Here is a 20,463-nt window from a genome sequence, read left to right as displayed (position 1 = left end):
TGCTCCTTGTCAAAAAAACTAAACGTGTTGCTTACTCGAAATCTTTTGCTGGCGCACTGCCTGAGCGCTAACAGACTTGCGGACAGCAGACCAGCGTCGCGCCAGCCACTGCAGGCTGCTGCTCCCTGCAAAGCTCAGCAGCAGGTACAGCAACCAGCAGGCGATAACCGGCAGCGCCAGCCACGGCCTGAGGTCGGTATCGGCCCAGCGCCAGGCGGTCATGCCCAGGCCGGTCGCCCAGCCACTGCTTTGCCCGGCCTGTTCCAGGCGCACATAGTTAAGGCCAGTGCTGTCAGCAAGCCGCTGCAGGTTCTGTTCATCCAGCGCCGACAGGTGCGCATTACTCAGCAGATCGCTACTGGGGCCGTGACCGGCATTGCGGTCATGCTGGCCTTGTTCCATCGCCAGCACCGACAACGTTTCGGCCATGCCGAAGTTGCCGTAGCGCTGCACCTCCTCTTGTTCCCAGTAGCCGGAAACCGCATTTTTTTCGTCCAGTTTGGGGATCTTGCTCGCCACCGGTTTACCCATGCCTACCAGGTAGCCCTGCACGTCGCCTGGCTTGCCGGCATAGCTGGGCATGTATCTGGGGTTGGCAGGCGGCGCTTGCTGGCCATCGCTGAAAAACATGACGCGTAACTGCTCGCCTAACTTAGGTGCCTGTTCCAGTGCGTGGTACACACCATGCGCGATAAACGAATCCGCCGCCCAGGCCATGCGCCAATCCATGCTGGCCACGGTCTGGTCCAGCGCAGCAAAATGGGCACACACTTCTACCGGCTCTACCACATTCACCACATTGCGCTCGGTGAACATGCCCAGCGCCACCCGTGAACCGCAAGGCAAAGCCGACAAGGTTTTGCGTATGCTCTGTTTAGCCATCTGCAAACGGCTGATGCTTTTGCCAGCCAGCTGGTAATCAGTCACATTCATGCTCTGCGTGATATCGAGCACGAAATACCAGTCATAGACGCGATTGGGTAACATCAGGTGTGGCCTGAACAGGATGATGCTGAGTAACACCAGGGCCGCCAGCAGGCACAATTTGCGCCACACCTGCAGCCTGGAAGTTTCGCCACCCGCCAGACGCTTGAACACTGCCAGACCTGCCCGGTAAAAACGCAACCACATCAGGGCATACCCCTGGGGTTTCCCGGCATGGCTGGCCAGCCGCTGGGTTCCTGTTCGGCTTTGATCTGCTCGTCTTCATATTGCTGCGGGCCGGACATGCCATGCGTGGTCGGCGCCAGGCGCAATGCCAAGTGGTAGTTGTATTTCACCTCGGACCAGTCCGGCTCTACGCGCAAGGCTTTCTGATAGCTTTCCTTGGCTAGGGCCACTAGCGGGCCCGCTTCGTCCCAGGCAGGCAGGCCACGTTGTTCCAGCAAGCGTATGGCCGTGCGCAGGTAGATATTGCCCGAATTGAAATAGGCCTGTTGGCGTAAGGCGTCGCCTTCAGGCAGCTTGCTGATCAGTGCGGCATAGGCCGACAATGCCTGCTCGGGCTTGACCTGGTTGTCATAAAACACCGCATTGGCAAACAAGGCCTGCGGGGTCTGGTTGGCACCCATCAGCGTATTTTCTATCAATACATGTGGCTGCAAACTGCTTCTGTAAACCTCGGCCTGATACATAGCGATGGCTTGCCTGACTAGCATCACCAGCGCGATCAAACTCAATAACCCTGCCCACAGCACGCCACGCCGCAGCCACCCTGCCAGTTTTATATTCATGCCTGCCACCGTTTCAATTCCAATGCATACAAAGCTATCAAGCACACCACCGCCAGCCACGCCAGACCATAGGCGTACTGGCTCAGATCCTGCCGCGACACCGGTTCCAGGTAGCGGGTCGGTTTATTTTTCAGGGTGGAAATATCGCGCACTGCCGCCATCACCGCTTGTGGGTTTTCAGCCTCATACACGCGGTAAGGCACATTCAGGGTCTGGAAGTATTCATGCAGCGCGTATTCCGGATAGGCATCGATATTCTCGCCTTCTGCCAGGGTTTGCTTAAGGCTGACACCGCTCTCCGAGCGCAGGTAGATCCAGTACAGCGAGGCTTTCTGGCGCATGAACATGGCGCGCAGCATATCCTGCGTTTTGCCATCCAGGTGCGCACCGCCGTCAGACACCAGCACCATGGCGCGCGCGCCGGTCACAGGCTGGTCAGCAAAGTAATCCAGTGCCATGCCCAGGCCGCGTGCCACCGCGGTAAAGCCCATGCCACCGGCTTCGGTAGCATCCAGCGCCGCCTGCACAAATGCCCTGTCATTACCCAGCGGCGCTGCCAGGATAGGCGAGGTACTGAAAGTGACCATGCCCATCAGGTCATCGTGCCCTTGTGCCACCAGCGTTTTCAGCACCTTGCGTGCGACTTCCATCTTGGGCACACGCGCTTGCGCATCGTCACTTTTCTTCGCAAACGGCTCGTTCATGCTGGCACTGCGGTCCAGCACTATCATCACATGCGCGCCGCGCCCTACTTTCTCCGCATATTGAGATTTCAGGTAAGGGCCGGTGAGCGCCAGGCTCAGGCTCAGGATAGCCACACTCAGGGCGATCTTCCACAGCCTGTCCAACCAGGCCGCCAGCGGGTCTGCCGGCAGGCCTTGCAATGCCGGGTGCGGAAAATCCATCTGCCCGCGCAATACCCAGGGCAACACCGCCAGTGGCAGCAGCAGCAATGGCCACAGATCCATCAGCCCCCAGTGCTCATTCCAGCCAGAAGCCAGCACTACGCTTTGCGCACTTTCCTGCCACATGTCAGGAGACCTCCACCTGGCTCAGGCGTTTGGCCAGCTGCTGCAAGTCATGCAGTGACAAAGACAACGGCTGACCGGCAAAAAAAGTCTGCTCAAGCTGCCGGTAAAAATCCAGCAACAGGTCGCGGTAAGGCGTGAGGGCTGGATGGCTGGCCAGCAGCCGCGGCAGGTTTTCAGCGGTGACGGTATAACCGGCAAACTGGTCCAGCGCACGGCTGATCAGCCGCATGGCTTGCCTGCGTGCCTGGTCGTGGTCGTGCCTGAAGCTGCGTATGGCGCGCCAGGCTTGCCTGAACGGCATACGTTTTTCCTGTGGCAATTGTATCCAGCCCAGATACCAGGCAAAGTAAACCAGGCCGGCAGCCAGCACAGAAAGCCAGCCCGCCAGCTGCCACAATTGCCTGTTTAACGGCCATTGCGGCAATGGCGCATCCGCATACAGCTTGACGTGCTCGGCATCGATACGTGCCGGCAGCAGGCTGGAAACAATGACCTTGTCCGCCGGCACATCCAGCGTCAGACGCTGCTGCTCGCGTTTGAATTGCAGGTGCAGGTTCTTGAGTGGCAGGGTCTTGACCGTGTCGCCGGCAACGAATATCTGCCAGGCTATCACTAGCTGTATCAGGCGCTCGTTTTTGCTGTCAGTATGCGTCCAGTGCGCTTCTCTCAGTTCTATGGCTTCATTCTGCGCCGGCGCCGGCAAGCTGGACGCATCCAGTTCAAAACCGGGCGGTACATGCACGCTGATATGTTGCCGCGCGATACTGCCCAGGGTGTAATCGGTTTCGCGGGTATAGCTTTCAGCGCGCGGCTGTATAGCGCTGGCAGCCACCGATACCTGCATGCCCGCCAGCCACAGCAGGCTGCAAACCAGTAGGAATTTGTGTTTTTGTTTTTGCCTATACATGGCATGCGAGCCCATAGTCATGACATGCTCTCCATCAGATGACGACTCACTTCTTCGGCACGCCAGCCCGGGTTTAACCACAATGGTGAACGCGTACCCGCTTTTAAAAACCGTGCATTGAGTGCCTGTTTTTGCTGTTGGTCATGCTGGTCTATCTGCTGATGCAGGCCGCGCCGCAACATCCAGCTGCGCTGTTCGCCGCTTTCCATATCGCGCAGGCGTGCCCAGCCAAAGCCGGGCAAGCCCGCCGTCGCGGTACGGTCGCGCAGCACCACCGGCACCACATCATGATGCTGCCCGGCTTGCAGGGTCTGTTGCAGCAAGGCTTCAGGCCAGTAGAAATCAGATAGCAGCAACACCAGCGCGCGCTGCGACCCCAGCGACGACATGGTTTCCGGTATGGCCTTGGCACTGCGGCCATACTCGCTAGCCGTGGTTGCAGCCTGTTGCCAGTAGGCGGTGAGCTGTAGGGCCACTGCCTGTGCCGTCCCTGGCTGAAAACTGGGCAACAACTGCAAGGCCGCTTGTTCATGATCGTCTGCGCCACGCATGGCGAAGGCATCACCCTGGCGGTTGGCAGACCAGGCCAGCGAGGCAACAAACTCGGTCACCTGCTGGCGCATATTGGCTTCGCCGGCGAAGAACATGGAGCTGGAGACATCGATGATGGCATAGACGCGCACCGCGGCTCTTTCCAGGTATGTGCGCACCAGCCACTGCCTGGGCACGGTGCGCACACTGGCGCGTATATCTATGCGTTTCGGGTCCGGGCACGCCAGCAGTGGGACAAAACCGGCAAAATCACTGCCATTGCCGTGGTGGCCGGTCAGGGTAGCCCCGGCGTGATAGGTCCTGGAACGCCAGTTGATATTGTAAAAAAACTGGCGCGGCTCAAAACCGGCGTGCAGCTGCGATGAAGCCGCAGTCATCTCGGGTGTAAATGAAGTAGGTGCTGACAGGATAGCCATAAAAGTAAACGCAGACTGCCGCCAGGCTTAAGGCGCAGACACCTTATCCAGGACCGCCTGCAACAACAGCGGCGCCAGTCGCGCGTGCTGCAAGGCATAGGCACCGTTGAAAAACACTCTATGGGTCATGACATATGGCCACACGGCACGGATATCATCCGGGGTTAAATAATCGCGGCCTTCTATCCAGGCACGCGTGCGCGCACTGCGCATCAGCATGGCGGTGCCCCTGGGGCTGGCACCGCCAGCCAGCAAGCGTGACATATCCACATCTGGCAACTGGATTCCGGCTGCCAGCGGATCTTTCAGCGCCCGCCACAGATCGACCGCATATTCCTGCAGGGCGATCTCAGCCCGCACTGAAGCCTGTATGGTGGTGGCCACCAGGTTCAACTGACTGTAAGGGGTAAGGCCGGCGGGCAAGGTCTCTATCAACAGATCCACATCATAAAAACGCGTGTCGAACATCAATGCCCGCTGCAGCTCACGCGCATCCGGTGCGTGCACGGGGATCTCCATCAGGAAACGATCACGCGCGGCAGCCGGTATCTCAAACGTTTCTTCCCTTTCCAGGCGGTTCCTGTCAGCAAACACGGTCAGGTGCGGAAAATGGTATTCACGGTTAAAGGCGTTGACAGAGCGTTCAGCCATCAGGCGCAGGAACAAGGCATGCGCCTGCGGGCGGGCACGGTTGATCTCGTTAAAGAAAAATACTGCCAGCGCCTCGTCATGCTGCAGCAGCGGGCCGGGTTTGACGGCGGCCTGGCCCTGCTCATTGATATAGGCATGGTAAAGAAAATCGCTGGGCATCAGGTCTATGGCACCCTCAATACGTTGATAGCCACCGCCCAGCAGTTGCGCCGCCGCGCGTAACAGCGTTGTTTTGCCTACGCCTACATCGCCTTCGAGCAAGACATGGCCGCGTGAAAAAATGGCGATGGTCAGGGCACGCGTCTGCTCAGCCATGCCGACCACGACGCTGTTGAGTGCCTGTTCAAAAGCCAGCGCACGTTCACGCCAGGCGGCTAATTCGATTTTATTTTCCATACACTATCCATGATTCAGGATGAAACAGACCACTGCCGACTAGCTGCAATCGACACCGGTCTGCCACATACCAGGGAGGTTGAAACTGGGCACAACAAGGTGACCAGTCTGGAAAACACTGAACAATTGGCTATACGTGCAAACTGCAAGCTGGCGCGGCACTTGAAACCCTGGTCTGTTCGACCGGCAGGTTTCGGCGTCCCGTGCGCCTGGCACTTTGCCCCTTCACGCAACCATTCAGCGCTCTCTTTTGGGGGGAATTAAGATTACTTCACGTCAAACACGAAATTGCCGTTGGACTTTGCATTAGCAATACGTTTTGCATTGCGTGCATCCATCGCTTTGATGGATTCCTCTTGCTTGTTGAGTTCTACCGGATCATGTTTAGGGTCATATTTTGAACCCGCAATTTTTTCCGGATAGCCGGGTTTGGCTTCCCAGCAGTTACCTGGCTCTTTACAACTTTGACCGTCGTAAGCCAGCGCCTGATTTGACACTGCAAACACTCCGGCCACTGCCAGTAATGTCAATACGTGTTTCATCACTTTCTCCTTAATCACAAATTAGCTGGTGTATTGTTTTTCAATTAACAGACCGCCCACCAGCCAGACGATCCGATAATGGGTTTAACCGTGTGGTGCTGCGCCGCCGTTCTTGACGTTTTCTTCGGCCTGATGGCGTATCCAGGCGATCACATGCAATATTTCATCGACGGTCATACGACCCTGTTGCGGCCCCATCATGCCGGCAGCACCGCCATAAATGGTCTCAAAGATGCCTTTATCGGTCTCATTCTTGGGGTAGGTCCAGTAATCGTCAGCCAGTGCCGGCCCTAACTTGCCCTCAGCCAGGTGGCCGTGGCAGCCAGAACACGCAGTAGAAAAAATGGTGTAGCCTTTTTTCACTTCTTCTTCGTTGCCGCTATACGGGTTCTCACCGGTGGCCAGAAAGTGCTTGGCTTCTGCGGTGAATGTCTCGCCTTCCATAGGTGACATATCCAGCACATCACCAGACAGTGTGCCGCGGAACTCGATGGCCGGCCCGTCCTTGAGCGCCGCTTTGGCTGGCGCGCTCTTGCTGGTACTGCTTGCTTGCGCAGCCGTGTCATCCTTGGCACAAGCCACGGTAAAGAAGGTCGCCATGACCAGGCCGGAGATACCGAACGCCATCGCCAGCTGTTGTTTCACACGACGCAACGGCAGTGGCTGCGACTGAGATTGTTGAGATTCTTTCAATTCAAACTCCAAAAACTAATTAATCAGGATTGTGATTCAGTGCAGGGCCAGCAGAGGAATACCTTCATCCTTGAGGATGGCGGTGATTTCAGCCCCATGTTTATCGATGACGCCATTCAGCGCTTCAACCAGCTCGGGGCGTGTTTTGCTGACACCCATCACCACGTTGTAATGCATGGGGATCTTTTCGCCATTGGTCTTTTTGGCGTTGTCTTCCACATTCACCATCTTCAATGGCACTTCCGAGGCACGCACATAACGTGCGGCTTCAGGTGCCCACAGCATGGCCATATGCAGGTGCTTGCTTGATACATCATTCACCAGACGTGACGGCTCTACATGCACATAGCGGTTACGTGTGGACTGGAAATTCTGGATCTCGGTGAAGTAATCAAACATGTCGTCAAAGCGATTGATCTGCAGCAACATGTTTTTACCCGGGCTATCCGGCATCACACCGATACGGAAATTCTTTTCCTTGAGGTAGGGATGGTCCCAGGAGGTGACATCGATCTCGCGGTCGACACGGGTCACGAACACATAGGATGAACGGTAATAGGGTTTGGTGACCAGCACACGCGGGTCGTTGGGGTCAGTGCCCAGCAGCACATCACATTTGCCCTCTTGCATGTCCTTTTGCAGGGTTAACGGGTTGGTCCACCAGAAATAATTGACCGGCACATTCAGTGATTTGCCAATGACAGCAGCGATCTTGTTTTCAAAGCCTTCTTTTTTGTCATTGGAGAAAGGTAATTCGGATTTACCGGCACAGATATTCAGTGCATCGGCAGCAAGTGCGGGCAAAGCCAGCACACTCAGGGTCAGGGTCAAACATACGTCCAGGCAGCGGCGACTATTTCTTTTAACTTCAGCAAACATTGGTTTTCTTCTCCATTAGAGAGAACAGGATGGCCGGGCATCCTTGCGTCAGACGGCCATCCTGCACACTACAGCTACAGGTTTACTGTGATCACTTACAGACTAAACACCATCAGGCCACCGCCCATTTGTGTGTGGTTCTGCAGTTCTTTGAACGCACCAACCGCACCCAAACCAGCGCTAGGGTCTGTCAGGTCAAACACCAGACCAACACCTGGCCAGCCGCCTACACCGTACATGCTGCCCACGTACTGCTTACCCTTGAATGAGTAAGTCATAGGCGATCCGATACCACCGGAAGGCATCTTGAAGTTCCACAGCTCTTTACCGTCTTTGTTATCCAACGCTTTCAGGTAACCATCCAGAGTTGCGTACCAGACCAGGCCACCTTTGGTGTACAAAGTACCGCCCCAGGCTGCGAATTTCTCCCACTTGGTCCATTTCGCCTTACCTGTAGTCAGGTCAAAAGCACGGATCTGACCCATTTCTTTCTTGGTCGGGCCGTTAGGTCCTGGGTACATCGCCAGTGTTGCACCAACGAAGAACTGACCTGCACGGTATGGCAGCATGAACGGCTCCCAATCCATACAAATATGGTTCAGACCTGCGTACAGGGTGCGGCTTTCAGGGTCGTAAGAGTCAACACCCTGGTTGTGGAAGCCCATCGCTGATGGACAAATATTGGTGCCTTTGTGGTCCATACGCGTGGCAAACTCAGGGTCACGCACTGGCGTACCGGTTTTCAGGTCCACTTTTTTGAACACGTTGACAGCCGGGTCGACTTTTTCAGCGACGATCAGGTTGCCGTTCTCGCGGTTCAAGGTGTAGAGGATACCGTTACGGTCAATGTGGCTCAGCAATGGTGTCACTTTGCCGTTGACTGGCTGGTCGGTCAGCACCATTTGGTTCACACCAGCAAAGTCCCACTCATCGTGAGGCGTTTTCTGGTAGCCCCATTTCGCCATACCGGTGTCCAGATCGCGACCCCAGATAGTCATGGTCCACTTGTTGTCGCCAGGACGCATGGTTTCGTTCCATGGTGCCGGGTTGCCAGAACCGTAGTAGAACAGGTTCAATTTAGGGTCATAAGCGTACCAGCCCCAGTTTGTACCGCCACCGATCTTCCAGGCATCGCCTTCCCAGGTTTTGGTACCCAGGCCGAATTGACCATAGTGTGGATTGTCTTTGTTGAAATCTTTAGCCAGACGCACGGAATCATCAGAACCGGTTGCGAAAGCACGCCATTTCAACTCACCTGTTTTCAGGTCAAAGGCATTCACCGCACCACGCACACCCAGCTCGGCACCTGAACAACCCATAAGGATGGTGTCTTTAGCCACGAAAGGGGCTTGGGTCAGGGTAGAACCCACTTTTGGATCACAGACTTCCACTTCCCAGTTGGTTTTACCGGTTTTGGCATCCAGCGCCAGCAAATGACCATTGGCCTGTTTCTTGATGATCTGGCCTGCACCGTATGCCAGACCGCGGTCAACCACGTCACAGCACATCACGGCTTTGGTAGAAGCATCTTGCTTAGGTTTGTGCTGCCAGACGATCTTGCCCGGATCATTCAGGTTGAGGGCGTAAGTATTGTTTGGGAAAGCAGAGTGGATGTACATCATGTCGCCGATGACCAATGGCGCACCTTCGTGACCATTCAATACACCGGTGGAGAATGACCACGCCGCTTTTACATTTTTTACGTTGGATTTATTGATTTGAGCCAATGGGCTGTTGTGCTGGCTATAATAGCCACCGGTTGCGATCGGCCATGCGCCAGGTGTGTTTACCTGCTTGTCCAGATCTGCATCGGCCATAGCCAGGCCAGAAAAGCCTGCAAACAAGCCTCCGACCAAAGCGCCAAGAATGGCACCAGATGATGTTACTTTCATACTATCTCCTAATCTCTCAAGAATGAGTTTCACGTGGTGTTGCGACACCCCCCCCGAATGCCGCACTGCACGACCTGAATTATTAATAATTTGTAACAAAGGCAATAGATGAATGATTCCCTATCATTGCTTCAACAATTCATTGCTGAAGACCGGCCATATACGGGAATTTTTCACGGGGCAGTTGAGCTGGATGTGGTCTATAGTGGCGCTACGTTAAGTGCCACTAGTATTGGTCGCGCTCATTAAGTGCCACTGAATTAAAGTCGCACTGAATTAACCGGGTCGGCGATGCCTGACCCTTCTTAAGTTTCCTGAAGCATTTTGTCACTCATGCATCCTTACTAACTGGTCTACCCTGTGATTGCTGTTATTCAAAAATTTGGCAAATTAGGCCGCTCTGCCCAGGACACGCTCATTGTGATGACGGGCGTGGCGCTTACGTTTGCGCTTTCATCCGAGTTTGATTTGGCCGAGCATGTCACTGCCTGGCTACTGACTTATGAATATGCACAGCTGGATGAAGTCCCGCTCACCTTGTTTGTGTTTGTCTTGTTCAGCGCCTGGTTCAGCCAGCGCCGCATCCGTGAGATCCATGCCGAGATAGCGCGCCGCCAGTTGACCGAAGCCCAGTTACTGAGTAGCCAGCAGCTTTATAAGACCCTGTTTGATGGCGACCTGACCGGCAACGTGGTACTGGATACCAATGGCAATATCGGTATGCATAACCGCGCCTTTGACCGTATCTGCCGCCCGCACAACAGTGAGCGCAATGCCAGAAAACTGTTTGATTTCGACTGGCCTGAGTTTGTGACACAACTGCAACACCAGCAGGAAATCAATTTCAATAAGCTGCACATCTGCAGGCCTGACGGTTTGCCGTGCTATGTAGGCGCCAGGTTTGTTTATGTGCCGGCAGAAAAAGACAACAGCGCGCAGATACATGGTTACCTGGTCGATATGACTGAACAATGCCTGGTGGAGCTGGACCTGGAGCGCACCTTGAAAGAAAACCGCGTACTGGCCCGCCATGCCATGCAGGTACAAGAGCAGGAACGTAAATATATCGCCAGCGAGATCCACGACGAAACTGGCCAGTATCTGACCGCGATACGCATGGACGCACTGGCCCTGCAAAAAAGCACGCCGGCCCAGGCCAATGTCATCGCGGTCAGGATCGCTTCCAATACCCAACATGTACAGCAATCCATACGCGTACTGATCAAACATTTGCGGCCACCCGCGCTTGACTCGCTGGGGCTGATAGGCGCAGTAGAAAGACTGGTCAACGACTGGCAAAAACTCAACCCTAAAGTGGAGTGCCATCTGCAACTGGATACCAGTGACCTTGTGTTGCATGAAGATATCAACATTGTGGCGTTTCGCGTGGTGCAAGAGGCCTTGACCAATATCACGCGTCACGCCCAAGCCAGCGAGATCTGGGTGGATATCCACATCGTCAGCAGACAGGGTGCCTCCTGGCTGCAAATCGAGATTCGTGACAATGGCCTGGGCATGGATACCACGCAATCCACCGAAGGCGTCGGCCTGGTCGGCATGCGTGAACGCATAGAGTCGCAGCAGGGCAGCTTCAAGCTGATGAGCGGTTTGCATGCGGGCACCATGATCACCGGACTGATCCCCTTAGCGCAGGTGCAGCGAAAAAAGCTGCCTCAGGCATCCCCTACACCCACAGCATCAGGAGTAAATGATTATGCAACATCGTAAATGGTTAGCCTTGATGGCACTGGCTTTGCCGCTATCTTTGCCAGCCAAAGAACTCAACACCGAAGAACGCCCTTTTCTCGATGCCTACAGCGGCAAATCGCGCAGCTATGTAGAGGAGAATCTGGGTAAACCGCTAAAAAAGGAAAGCGCGGTCAAACCGCATAATGCCGACCAGATCCTGCAGGAAAAAGGTCAGGCGGTGGCAGGCAATGGCGACAACGTGGAGATGTGGTATTACCGCGGCAAGATCCAGTACGCGCCTAACAAGTATTTCAACACCGCCGAGCTGACATTTGCCAATGACAAATGTGTGAATATCACGTTTGCCAACAAGAAGTAAGGGATAGCGATTTATGGCAAAAGTAATGATTGCTGACGACCACGCCATGCTCAGACAAGGTCTACGCACATTGCTGGAGCAGGCCAACCACCAGGTCACCACCGATGCCCTCAATGGTGAGGAAGCCTGTTTGCTGGTCGAAAAACACCACCCCGAGCTGTTGATCCTCGACCTGGATATGCCGGGCATAGGCGGGCTGGAGACCCTGAAACGTATTTTGCACCGCAAACCGCAAATGCGCGTACTGGTGTTCAGCATGCATGATGACTGTATCTATGCCACACGCGCCATCCAGGCCGGTGCGCGCGGTTATGTGACCAAAACCGAGCCGCCGGAAGTGGTGCTGGAAGCGGTGCAAAAAATACTGCGTGGCGGACGCTTTATCAACAATGAGCTGGCGCAGAACCTTTCCATGTACCACCTGGAAAGCCAGGAGAACCCTATCCAGAAACTGTCACCACGCGAGTTCGAGGTATTCCGCCGTATCGCGCAGGGCGAAGCTTTGGCGGCGATCGCCAAAGGCATGCATATAGGCTACAAGACCGTGGCCAATATCCAGACCAGCGTGCGGCAGAAACTGGGGGTGGAAACCACCGGCCAGCTGGTGCATATCGCCGTGCGCTTCGGCATCATCAAAGGGCTATAACGCCAGTTTTCCGCAAAGTCCAGCATGATCCTGATCCTTGCCCGCAAAGAACTACGCAGCCTGTTTGCCACGCCTATGGGCTGGCTGGTACTGGCTATTTTCCAAGCCATCGTCGGCACCTATTACAGTCTCAGTTTTAACCAGTATTTTGAGATCATGCAAAGCGCACAATGGCAGGTGCAGAGGATAGGCATCACGCAATTTATGGCCGAAGGGGTATTTGGCGTGGCCTCTATGCTGATGCTGTTCGTGGTGCCGCTGGTGAGCATGAAGCTGATCAGTGAAGAGCGCAAGAACCAGACCATGGCCCTGCTTATGAGCTCGCCCTTGTCGATGAGCGAACTGATACTGGGCAAGCTGCTCGGCATCGTCAGTTACCTCAGCCTGCTGATCGCCACCATGGTGGTGATGATAGTCATGCTGTTGCCTTGGGCTGAAATCGATATCCCTTACCTGCTCACCCACGCGCTGGGGTTATGGCTGTTAGTGGTCGCCAGTAGCGCGCTGGGCCTGTATGTCTCTTGCCTGACCGCCAACCCTATGCTGGCCGCATTCGGCAGCCTGGCTGCGCTAACTATCTTCTTGTTGCTGGACAAGTTTTTTGCCGACAACAACCAGCTGCTGTTCCACGACTTTTCACTGATGCAGCATTACCGCCAGTTCGCACTGGGCATGCTCAACAGTTACGACGTTTTATTCTTTGTGCTGTTCGCGGCGTTTTTTGTGCTGCTGTCCATACGCCGTTTACATGCAGACCGACTCTATGGCTGATACAAAATTTCGCAGATCATCCACAAACTGGCTGTCACTCGCGGCCGAGTTGTGGCAACACCGCTTGGTCGTGCCGGGGCTATTGCTGGTGACGCTGGCCCTAGGCGCATTGGCCTGGCACTTCAATATCATCACTGACCACACCAACAATCAGCGCAACACCTTATCGAACGCCAGTCTCAAGGTAGTACAATCACTGCCGGCACCGATAGAAGTGACCGCCTTTTGCAGTAACACGCCGTTTAAAGGCCGCTACTTCAGAAAATCGATTTTGTCACTGGTGCAACGTTACCAGCATGTACATCCTGAGCTGCATCTGCAGTTTATCGACCCATCCATTGCCCCCGCACTGGCCAGGGAACAGCAGATCAAAAAAGAAGGCGAAATGATCATACGCTATCGCGGCCAACAGCAACGCATGTACCTGCCTTACAGCGAAGAAGCCTTCACCAATGTGTTGCTGCAACTGCAGCATGGCGAGCGCGCACCCCTGCTGTTCGCCAGCGGCCAAGGCGAGCTTGCACTGGAAAGCAGCGCCAGCCATCTGGCACAAGCGCTACGTGGTGCAGGATTACAGGTGATGAGCAGTGATGATCTGCAACACTTTTCCAGCCCTGATAAAAAAGTGCCTACGCTGGTACTCGCCGGCGCGACGCAGCCCTATTCATCGCAGCAACAGCAAGCCATACAGACGCATATCAGCAAAGGGGGCAACCTGGTGTGGCTGACAGACGATGCGTCCAGCCAAAACCTGCAAGGGCTGGCCGCCAGCCTGGGGCTGAATATCAGCAAAGGCATGGTGATAGACCCGGCCAACCGTCAGTTCGATATCCCACTGCATGCGCTGAGTACCCAACGCTATTCCGGGCAAGGGCCTACTCAGGAGTTCTCCCTACGCACTTTTTTTGACCAGGCACATGCCATCATGCGTGACCGGCAGCCTGCAGACCCATGGCGCAGCATGCCGCTGGTGGGCGCCGCAGAACGTGGCTGGGTCAGTACTGCCTACCGCACTGAACAGCCGGAAAAACTGCCTGCTTTCAACGCGCAAACAGATAGACAGGGGCCAGCCACCATTGCGCTGGCGCTGGAAAAAACCCTGGCTACCGGTGAGCTGCAAAGGATAGTGGTGATAGCCAGCAATAGCTTTTTCAGCAATGCCCAGCAGCAAAGAGGCGGCAACCTGGCATTTAGCATGCAGACCCTGCAATGGGTGGTCAACAACCAGCCAACCATCACTTTACCGGTTGCTCCATTGCGCGATAGCGTCATACTGCTACCCTCACAACAAACCTGGTTGCTGCTGCTGTTCAACGGCTTCCAGTTTGGCTTGCCTGCCGTGTTGATGTTTGCCGGCTGGCTAAGATGGCGCAGGAAACATCAGCATTAGGCTGGTGCAGACACCTGCTTTAATCAATCACTAGTCTTGATCAAACCAGCGCTGACCAAACAAAAAGCCCCGGCATGCCGGGGCTTTGTTTATGACGCGATCAGCGCTTACAAACCTGACAGGCCTTTTTCTATGGCTTTATCATGTTTGCCGGACTCAGGCGCGGCCTCTACCGGTGCGGCTGGTGCAGCCGGCAGTGCAGGTGCCTCTGTTTTGGCTGCAGCCGGAGTGGCTGGTACTGCTGCTGGCTTGCTATCCAGGGTCAGCGTTGAGAAATCGCCAAAGAACTCGACTTTGGCTTCTTTGCGCAAAGCGGCTACTTCATTTTTGATCAGGGTCTGCTGGCCGGCGTTCACCAGGTATTGCTGGATCACCGGTTTGGCTTTATCCACTTCGACCGGCTGGCGGTCTACTTTGGCCAGGAACAGCAGCACCAGGGCATCCGGGCCTTTAACGATCAAGGTATCACCGGTTTTGAGCGTATTCAGTTTTTTCAGCAGGTCCAGCGGTAACTGTTCGGCGGCTTTTCTGCTGGCATTGGCGGTGAACACATAATTATTGTCTTTCAACCATTTGCCCAGTTCGTCGCCGCTCTTGGCCGCAGAAATACCGGCTTCGATCTCGCTGGCGTGCTGGTTGCCGTCTTTGACCATGAATTCCTGGATCACATAGACATTACGCTCGCTGAACAACTCAGGATGCGTGTCGTAGAATTTCTTGACGTCTTCACTGGATGGCGGCGTCTGCTTGGCAGCCACTTTCTGCATATAGGCTTGCGCTAACAGTTGTTGCCTGGTCGCTTCCAGCACCTGCAACACGTTAGGGTCGCGGTCCAGCTTGGCTTCCAGCGCTTTTTGCTTGAGCAATTCGACATCCACCATTTGTTGCAGGACTTTTTCAGAAGCAGGCTTTAACTGCGCCTGGTCTATCTTGCCCGCTTTGGAAAGTGCAAAGTTCAGCTGGTGCACCGTGATCTCATCACCATTGACTTTAGCCACCACTTGCGTGGAGCCTTTGGCGGAACCCTCGTGTTTGCTGCAACCTGCCATGACCAGCATCAGTGCCGGTACGATTAATGCGATTTTTTTCATCATCACCCTTTAATAAAATTCATCTAAATTGTGCTTATGTTTATAGCGCGCCAGCATTATGTTCTGATCGTCACCTGAGCTTTGGTATGCTCTATTGTTCACAATGTATGTTACCACACTCATTTACCAGTATTGCCACTGTCCGCCAAGCACCACCCATGCGCCGAGCACGGCATTAGTCACCATATGTGCCAGTACCGCGACCCACAGCACCTGGAAGCGGCGATACAGGCTGGCATAGACCAGCCCGGCCAGCAACCCGGCCAACCAGAGCTGATGCTCAACGGCAAATAATACGCTACTTACCGCCACCGCATAATAGCCCACTGAGGCCGGTGACACGGCCATGAATTCAGCCTGTTCCAGCCTGCGCAGCAGATAGGCGCGCCAGAACAGTTCTTCGATCACAGGCACCACCAGCGCAGAGCCAGTCCAGCGGCAAATCAGCCAGAACATATCCAGCGCATCGTGCAAAGGTAAAGCTTTGCTATCAGCGGCCACATAACCGCCCATCCATTGCGGATAAGGCAATATCCAGATGGCGAACACCAGCAGCCCGCTGACAATGGCGATCACGCCCTGGTAAGCAGTCGGTGCCTGCGACAACTCCACATAATCACGACGGTAATGGATCAGCAACGCCACTGCAGCCAGCGTGCGCAGCAGATAAGTAGCCTGGGTAGGTAGCTCTAGCCAGCTGAGCGCCGAAGCCAGCAAAGGCTCGCAAGCCAGCAACAGGATAAAGCCTATAAAAGGGAATATCCTGGCCCGCTCGTGCAGTGTGAACAGGGATCGCAGTTGAAAAGACATCAGGTCAGCCTATAGTTAAAATCACGCAAGCTCCCCCACCGCACTACCAGGTCAGGGGCTGACTATTGTATCAACTTTATTTTCAATCAGCTGGCTGCGTTTGCTTTGCAACAGGTTCTCAAGCTCTACGCGCTTGAGTTGAAAGAAAGGCTCTTCACGCATGGCTTTGCGGTAGGCACTCGCATCCGCATACAGGCCGACCAGGTCATTACCATAGGCATACAGGCGGCTGTTCTTCTCTTCGCACGACACCAGCTGCTGATGTGCAGCACTCACATTGCTGACCAGCTTTTTGCGCTGTGCATCATTGACTTGCAGATCTGCTTTGGCTGAGCGCAGTTGCTGCTCTGCGCTTTCGCGGGCTTGCGTCTGTTCTGCCAGTTGCGCCTGCAATTGCTGCACCTGGCTGCTTAATGCCGCCTTTTCACTGCCCAGCCTGCTCGCCTCAGCCTGCAGCTGCTGCGCGCGTTTCGCCTGGCCCTGCAGTCTGGCAGAATGCGCACGCTCTGCATTTTTGGCGTTGCTCAGGGCGTCGGCCATGCTTTTCTTTTCCTGTTCAAACTCGGTCTGCAGTGCAGTTTTTTCTGCTTCCATATCCTGCTTCATCTTCTGCATCAGGATAGCAGCGCGTTTCGCTGCCTTGTCCTGCTTTTCAGCCGCCTGCAGCGGTGCCTGCATGCCAAGCACAAACAGCCCTACCACCATAGATGAGATCAGTTTCATGCGTGCTCCTAGAATCTGCCATTCAGGTCGACAAAGAAGGTATCCACCGAGAACGGCAAGCCGGAGATCTCATCGGTGCTGATATACCTTGAGGATAACCAGGCATTTTTACCTATGCCATACTGGGCACCGATAAAGAAGCCTTTGGCATCTGTGCCACCCAGGTGGAAGTTAGAATCGGTGAAGCCATCCATGACCGCATCCGCTTCCAGTCGGCGATAGCCGCCGGACACTTGCCAGTCATGCAGTTTTTTGATGATTGGATGACCGACCAGCAGTGATACCTCGTAACCCTCGTTCTCTTCTTTATAAGTGTTCAGTGGCGTACCTGTACGGCGCGCGATCTCCTGTGCATCAAAGCCAATATTTTTCACATAGGCGCCATGCAAAATCACATGTACGGGGTCGAATACTGCCAGGTCCACTTCACCGGTGAAATTGATCAGCTGGAACTGTGAAGCCAGACCACAAGGGCCGCCTGTACTACACAGGTTGGCGTTCAAACGATCGACACTAAAAGTGTTGTTGCCTTTTTGGCGCCACAGCGGCACGGTGCCCGCATACCTGGTCGGATCCCCTAGCGGGTTGAGTTCACCCTCTACATTTTTAAAGTCATAGAAAGCCACGCCCAGTTTGACCTTGCTATTGTTGCTTGAAGTCCATTCCACACCACCCTGCGCGGCATATAACCATTTATCTTTTGCCTTGTTGGTATTAGAGCTTTCAATTTCTTCAATTGGATACGCACCCACATTGGAGAATAGCTTCCAGTTTTTGTTGATCACCGGGTTCGCACTCGCCACAAAACCGTCAAACGCCAGGTCTGGGTCCCAGATCAGGTCGGTACCAAAGATACGGTTGCTGGTGAAAAACGGATTGGCGAAACGGCCACCAGTCAGGGTCAGCCAGTCATAAGGTTTCGCTTCAAGAAAAGCCCTATCCAGGCCGAATACGAATTTACCCTGCGAAAAACCCTCAGTCTGGTTAGGCGTCACCGGGGTCTGCAACAAACCGGTCTGGAAACGGATGCCACCGGTCAGCCATTCATTGATATGCAGATTGGCACCGAACAGTGCGCGTATACGATGGCGTTCGCGGTCTTCGGTTGAGTTATTGACGTCCACATTACGCACGTCTGATGACGCTAGCAGGCCAGGGATAGCATTATTCTCGCTGAACATATCTTCCTGGTAGCGCAGGCGCAACTCGCCTGTCCATTCAATACGATCTATCCACTCCGGCACACCCAGGCGTTCACCCGCTTTGTAATTGAGCTTTTTCATGACTTCCTGCTCGATTTCGGCACGCATCTCGTTTTTGACATGCTCAGGCACATATTGCACCCGGATAGCCTTAGGCTGGCCTTCAGCCGGCTTTTCTGCAACTGCACCTTCTGGCGTAGCGACAGCCGCCGCTTCAGCTTCTTCTCTGGCTTTCTGTTTGGCCAGCTGCGCCTGTTTCAGCAAGGCGTCGGCTTTCTCTTTGGAAAGCACGCCTTCCTGCACCAGCAGCTCGATCAAGCTCATGGTGGTCGCCCGCACCTCTTCCAGTGACTCACGTTCACTGGCACTGGCGATATCGGTCTGCGAGCCGAATATGGCCGCCACCATCATTGGGATCACCCAGTTTCTTGCTTTCATTTTCATTATCTTTCCCTTGTTACCCTTATCTTGTACAACTGCCTGAGCACTGCATGGCGATGTCCGGGCTGACCCCGGCCGCACCCGGTCAGGACATATTTTGTGAAGTCACCCGTATCACCACTTTGCGTGGCATATCTTCAGGTGCTGATTCCCCTAGTGGTGCCACGTGCGCCAATGCCTTGCGTATCAGGGCATCGGTCTCCTTGTCACCGGTGGAATCTATGAGTTCTGCATGGTCTATATCGCCATGTGCATTCAAGAACACCCTGACTTCGACCTGATACTTGGTCTTGTTCAAACCAGTCTCGGCTGCCAGTGTTTTTTTAATCTGTGCATCCACCTTGCCGGTGAACCAGGCAAAGGCCGCCATATTCTTTTTGCCACCTATCCTGGGGCCGGTGGTGACATCGCCGCCTTTGTATTCATTGTTGACCGCCCCTGACTGGAACGGGCTGGGGCCATCACCAGCTGCACCTTCCATTTTCAGGCTCTCCGCAGGCGGCGCTTCTACTGGCTTGGGCTCAGGTTCTTTGGGCGCTTCCTTAGGTTGCTCTTTAGGCGTTTCCTTGGGCGGCTCTTTAGGCGGCGGTGGCGGAGGCGGCGGTGGTGTATCCGGCAGCAGCTTGACGGTGGTGATCTGCTTTTTATGCGGCTGGCCGCCAGAAAACAGTTTTTTCAAGCCGTAGCCGAGAGCGGCCAGCACCGCCACAACCAGCAAAACAATAGCCACACGCGTCAGCCACACACGTGCCGCAGAGGGTGCTGCTGGCTGGTCAACGGAATCTAGTTCATGCAATGCCATGGCTTAGGTCCCGATCTTGCCGGTGACCAGGCCGACATTTTCTATCTGCAGCCGGTTGACCAGGTCTATCACCGAGATCACCCCGGCATAAGGCGCCTGTGCCTGGCCCTTGATCATGATATTGACCTTGGGGTCCATGGCCTTGGCCTGGTTGAGCTGAGTTTCCAGCTCGGCCATGTTCACGCCGACGCCATTGATAGTCAGCGTGCCGCCCTGCTGCACCTGCACTATCTTGAGGTCGTGTTTCTCGGTGCTGGGTTTGTTGGAAGGCTTGGGCAGATTCATGGTCAGCCCCTGCACGCCTGCCGTGGTCATCAGGATAAAGATCACCAGCAGCACATACGCCAGGTCCAGCATGGGCGTGATGTTGATGGTGTCGTAGGGTTGTGCGTCGTTTTGAACTTGCATGCTTATTCCACGACCTTTTTGGTGACCAGGCCGACTTCAGTGATATCCAGCCGTTTGCAGATCTCCAGCACTTCGGAGATCTTTTCGTAATGCGCGGCGGCATCGCCTTTCAGCACCACCGGCAGCTCGGGATTATTGCCTTTGTATTCGGCCAGGCGTTGTTCCAGCTGTGCCATATCGACCGGAAAAGCATCGAGGTAGACACTGCCGTCACTGGTGACGGTGATTGCGCGCATTTGCGGCTTGGCCAGTGCGGCAGAGTTGACCGTATGCGGCATTTCTACTTTGACGCCCTGTACTGAAGCGGTGGTCATGATGATAAAAATCACCAGCAACACATACGCCAGGTCCAGCATGGGCGTAATGTTGATCTCATCATAAAGCTGGTTCTCTTCCTTGACGCCTTCTGACATCGCGCT

Annotated in this window: 22 protein-coding genes; 5 read left to right on the top strand and 17 right to left on the bottom strand. The window is 54.8% G+C overall.

Annotated elements, in window-relative coordinates; translation table 11 throughout:
• Nucleotides 1-18: 18 nt before the first annotated feature.
• From ACFQ1Z_RS00250 to ACFQ1Z_RS00205, 10 genes are all read right to left on the bottom strand, one after another.
• Nucleotides 19-1,131, bottom strand: coding sequence for a VWA domain-containing protein (locus tag ACFQ1Z_RS00250; RefSeq protein WP_379054470.1), 1,113 nt, complete (start codon nucleotides 1,129-1,131; stop codon nucleotides 19-21).
• Entirely contained in the window at nucleotides 1,131-1,733 is a 603-nt protein-coding gene (locus tag ACFQ1Z_RS00245; RefSeq protein WP_379054468.1) for a hypothetical protein, read from the bottom strand. The genes ACFQ1Z_RS00250 and ACFQ1Z_RS00245 overlap by 1 nt, the downstream gene beginning before the upstream one ends.
• Nucleotides 1,730-2,764: a vWA domain-containing protein gene (locus tag ACFQ1Z_RS00240; RefSeq protein ID WP_379054466.1), complete on the bottom strand. Its 1,035-nt coding sequence runs from the start codon at nucleotides 2,762-2,764 to the stop codon at nucleotides 1,730-1,732. Before ACFQ1Z_RS00240 ends, ACFQ1Z_RS00245 begins: the two co-directional genes overlap by 4 nt.
• 1 nt (nucleotide 2,765) lies before the next feature.
• Nucleotides 2,766-3,692, bottom strand: a complete 927-nt coding sequence (locus ACFQ1Z_RS00235; protein WP_379054465.1) for a hypothetical protein — start codon at nucleotides 3,690-3,692, stop codon at nucleotides 2,766-2,768.
• Nucleotides 3,689-4,639, bottom strand: a complete 951-nt coding sequence (locus ACFQ1Z_RS00230; protein ID WP_379054463.1) for a DUF58 domain-containing protein — start codon at nucleotides 4,637-4,639, stop codon at nucleotides 3,689-3,691. Before ACFQ1Z_RS00230 ends, ACFQ1Z_RS00235 begins: the two co-directional genes overlap by 4 nt.
• Nucleotides 4,640-4,666: 27 nt before the next feature.
• On the bottom strand, nucleotides 4,667-5,686 hold the full coding sequence (locus ACFQ1Z_RS00225; RefSeq protein WP_379054461.1) for an AAA family ATPase: 1,020 nt from the start codon (nucleotides 5,684-5,686) through the stop codon (nucleotides 4,667-4,669).
• A 266-nt stretch (nucleotides 5,687-5,952) separates the two neighbouring features.
• Entirely contained in the window at nucleotides 5,953-6,228 is a 276-nt protein-coding gene (locus tag ACFQ1Z_RS00220) for a methanol dehydrogenase (RefSeq protein ID WP_379054459.1), read from the bottom strand.
• A gap of 84 nt (nucleotides 6,229-6,312) precedes the next feature.
• On the bottom strand, nucleotides 6,313-6,888 hold the full coding sequence (moxG, locus tag ACFQ1Z_RS00215) for a cytochrome c(L), periplasmic (RefSeq protein ID WP_379057144.1): 576 nt from the start codon (nucleotides 6,886-6,888) through the stop codon (nucleotides 6,313-6,315).
• A gap of 69 nt (nucleotides 6,889-6,957) precedes the next feature.
• Complete coding sequence (gene moxJ / locus ACFQ1Z_RS00210) at nucleotides 6,958-7,800, bottom strand: methanol oxidation system protein MoxJ (protein WP_379054457.1); 843 nt, start codon at nucleotides 7,798-7,800, stop codon at nucleotides 6,958-6,960.
• Nucleotides 7,801-7,895: 95 nt separating this feature from the next.
• Nucleotides 7,896-9,692: a methanol/ethanol family PQQ-dependent dehydrogenase gene (locus ACFQ1Z_RS00205; protein ID WP_379054455.1), complete on the bottom strand. Its 1,797-nt coding sequence runs from the start codon at nucleotides 9,690-9,692 to the stop codon at nucleotides 7,896-7,898.
• Nucleotides 9,693-10,052: 360 nt separating this feature from the next.
• Here ACFQ1Z_RS00205 and ACFQ1Z_RS00200 point away from each other — a divergent pair, with 360 nt between their 5' ends.
• The 5 genes from ACFQ1Z_RS00200 to ACFQ1Z_RS00180 are packed head-to-tail and all read left to right on the top strand — an operon-like array spanning nucleotide 10,053 to nucleotide 14,567.
• The gene (locus ACFQ1Z_RS00200; protein WP_379054453.1) at nucleotides 10,053-11,420 is read left to right on the top strand and encodes a histidine kinase; all 1,368 of its coding nucleotides are present in this window, start codon (nucleotides 10,053-10,055) and stop codon (nucleotides 11,418-11,420) included.
• Entirely contained in the window at nucleotides 11,407-11,760 is a 354-nt protein-coding gene (locus tag ACFQ1Z_RS00195; protein ID WP_379054451.1) for a hypothetical protein, read from the top strand. The genes ACFQ1Z_RS00200 and ACFQ1Z_RS00195 overlap by 14 nt, the downstream gene beginning before the upstream one ends.
• A gap of 13 nt (nucleotides 11,761-11,773) precedes the next feature.
• On the top strand, nucleotides 11,774-12,406 hold the full coding sequence (locus tag ACFQ1Z_RS00190; RefSeq protein ID WP_379054449.1) for a response regulator transcription factor: 633 nt from the start codon (nucleotides 11,774-11,776) through the stop codon (nucleotides 12,404-12,406).
• A 24-nt stretch (nucleotides 12,407-12,430) separates the two neighbouring features.
• Nucleotides 12,431-13,177, top strand: a complete 747-nt coding sequence (locus tag ACFQ1Z_RS00185) for an ABC transporter permease (protein ID WP_379054448.1) — start codon at nucleotides 12,431-12,433, stop codon at nucleotides 13,175-13,177.
• Complete coding sequence (locus ACFQ1Z_RS00180) at nucleotides 13,170-14,567, top strand: DUF4350 domain-containing protein (RefSeq protein WP_379054446.1); 1,398 nt, start codon at nucleotides 13,170-13,172, stop codon at nucleotides 14,565-14,567. The genes ACFQ1Z_RS00185 and ACFQ1Z_RS00180 overlap by 8 nt, the downstream gene beginning before the upstream one ends.
• Before the next feature lie 107 nt (nucleotides 14,568-14,674).
• Here ACFQ1Z_RS00180 and ACFQ1Z_RS00175 read toward each other — a convergent pair whose 3' ends face one another.
• The 7 genes from ACFQ1Z_RS00175 to ACFQ1Z_RS00145 all read right to left on the bottom strand — a co-directional run bounded on the left by ACFQ1Z_RS00175 (nucleotide 14,675) and on the right by ACFQ1Z_RS00145 (nucleotide 20,457).
• Entirely contained in the window at nucleotides 14,675-15,658 is a 984-nt protein-coding gene (locus tag ACFQ1Z_RS00175; RefSeq protein ID WP_379054444.1) for an EpsD family peptidyl-prolyl cis-trans isomerase, read from the bottom strand.
• A 123-nt stretch (nucleotides 15,659-15,781) separates the two neighbouring features.
• Nucleotides 15,782-16,468 (bottom strand): CAAX prenyl protease-related protein, encoded by a 687-nt coding sequence (locus tag ACFQ1Z_RS00170; protein ID WP_379054442.1) that lies wholly within the window; start codon nucleotides 16,466-16,468, stop codon nucleotides 15,782-15,784.
• Between the two features lie 51 nt (nucleotides 16,469-16,519).
• The gene (locus tag ACFQ1Z_RS00165) at nucleotides 16,520-17,191 is read right to left on the bottom strand and encodes a hypothetical protein (RefSeq protein ID WP_379054440.1); all 672 of its coding nucleotides are present in this window, start codon (nucleotides 17,189-17,191) and stop codon (nucleotides 16,520-16,522) included.
• Between the two features lie 8 nt (nucleotides 17,192-17,199).
• Entirely contained in the window at nucleotides 17,200-18,837 is a 1,638-nt protein-coding gene (locus ACFQ1Z_RS00160; protein WP_379054438.1) for a putative porin, read from the bottom strand.
• An 82-nt stretch (nucleotides 18,838-18,919) separates the two neighbouring features.
• A complete protein-coding gene (locus ACFQ1Z_RS00155; RefSeq protein WP_379054436.1) occupies nucleotides 18,920-19,636 on the bottom strand; it encodes a TonB C-terminal domain-containing protein in 717 nt (238 codons plus the stop codon).
• A gap of 3 nt (nucleotides 19,637-19,639) precedes the next feature.
• On the bottom strand, nucleotides 19,640-20,044 hold the full coding sequence (locus tag ACFQ1Z_RS00150) for an ExbD/TolR family protein (RefSeq protein WP_379054434.1): 405 nt from the start codon (nucleotides 20,042-20,044) through the stop codon (nucleotides 19,640-19,642).
• A 2-nt stretch (nucleotides 20,045-20,046) separates the two neighbouring features.
• Complete coding sequence (locus tag ACFQ1Z_RS00145; protein ID WP_379054432.1) at nucleotides 20,047-20,457, bottom strand: ExbD/TolR family protein; 411 nt, start codon at nucleotides 20,455-20,457, stop codon at nucleotides 20,047-20,049.
• Nucleotides 20,458-20,463 lie beyond the last annotated feature (6 nt).

Origin of the sequence: Methylophilus luteus (assembly GCF_042676265.1) — a bacterium.
In the GTDB taxonomy this organism is placed as follows: Bacteria; Pseudomonadota; Gammaproteobacteria; order Burkholderiales; family Methylophilaceae; genus Methylophilus; species Methylophilus luteus.
Note: the sequence above shows the minus strand (reverse complement) of the source record. Positions and strands in the feature narration are given on the sequence as shown.

Coding starts and splice junctions, on each gene's coding strand:
- ACFQ1Z_RS00195 (WP_379054451.1), top strand. CDS start 11,407: ATGCAACATCGTAAATGGTTAGCCTTGATGGCACTGGCTTTGCCGCTA.
- ACFQ1Z_RS00220 (WP_379054459.1), bottom strand. CDS start 6,228: ATGAAACACGTATTGACATTACTGGCAGTGGCCGGAGTGTTTGCAGTG.
- ACFQ1Z_RS00150 (WP_379054434.1), bottom strand. CDS start 20,044: ATGCAAGTTCAAAACGACGCACAACCCTACGACACCATCAACATCACG.
- moxJ (WP_379054457.1), bottom strand. CDS start 7,800: ATGTTTGCTGAAGTTAAAAGAAATAGTCGCCGCTGCCTGGACGTATGT.
- ACFQ1Z_RS00240 (WP_379054466.1), bottom strand. CDS start 2,764: ATGTGGCAGGAAAGTGCGCAAAGCGTAGTGCTGGCTTCTGGCTGGAAT.
- ACFQ1Z_RS00180 (WP_379054446.1), top strand. CDS start 13,170: ATGGCTGATACAAAATTTCGCAGATCATCCACAAACTGGCTGTCACTC.
- ACFQ1Z_RS00230 (WP_379054463.1), bottom strand. CDS start 4,639: ATGGCTATCCTGTCAGCACCTACTTCATTTACACCCGAGATGACTGCG.
- ACFQ1Z_RS00225 (WP_379054461.1), bottom strand. CDS start 5,686: ATGGAAAATAAAATCGAATTAGCCGCCTGGCGTGAACGTGCGCTGGCT.
- ACFQ1Z_RS00205 (WP_379054455.1), bottom strand. CDS start 9,692: ATGAAAGTAACATCATCTGGTGCCATTCTTGGCGCTTTGGTCGGAGGC.
- ACFQ1Z_RS00250 (WP_379054470.1), bottom strand. CDS start 1,131: ATGTGGTTGCGTTTTTACCGGGCAGGTCTGGCAGTGTTCAAGCGTCTG.
- ACFQ1Z_RS00235 (WP_379054465.1), bottom strand. CDS start 3,692: ATGACTATGGGCTCGCATGCCATGTATAGGCAAAAACAAAAACACAAA.
- ACFQ1Z_RS00170 (WP_379054442.1), bottom strand. CDS start 16,468: ATGTCTTTTCAACTGCGATCCCTGTTCACACTGCACGAGCGGGCCAGG.
- ACFQ1Z_RS00245 (WP_379054468.1), bottom strand. CDS start 1,733: ATGAATATAAAACTGGCAGGGTGGCTGCGGCGTGGCGTGCTGTGGGCA.
- ACFQ1Z_RS00155 (WP_379054436.1), bottom strand. CDS start 19,636: ATGGCATTGCATGAACTAGATTCCGTTGACCAGCCAGCAGCACCCTCT.
- ACFQ1Z_RS00190 (WP_379054449.1), top strand. CDS start 11,774: ATGGCAAAAGTAATGATTGCTGACGACCACGCCATGCTCAGACAAGGT.
- ACFQ1Z_RS00185 (WP_379054448.1), top strand. CDS start 12,431: ATGATCCTGATCCTTGCCCGCAAAGAACTACGCAGCCTGTTTGCCACG.
- ACFQ1Z_RS00175 (WP_379054444.1), bottom strand. CDS start 15,658: ATGAAAAAAATCGCATTAATCGTACCGGCACTGATGCTGGTCATGGCA.
- ACFQ1Z_RS00145 (WP_379054432.1), bottom strand. CDS start 20,457: ATGTCAGAAGGCGTCAAGGAAGAGAACCAGCTTTATGATGAGATCAAC.
- ACFQ1Z_RS00160 (WP_379054438.1), bottom strand. CDS start 18,837: ATGAAAATGAAAGCAAGAAACTGGGTGATCCCAATGATGGTGGCGGCC.
- ACFQ1Z_RS00165 (WP_379054440.1), bottom strand. CDS start 17,191: ATGAAACTGATCTCATCTATGGTGGTAGGGCTGTTTGTGCTTGGCATG.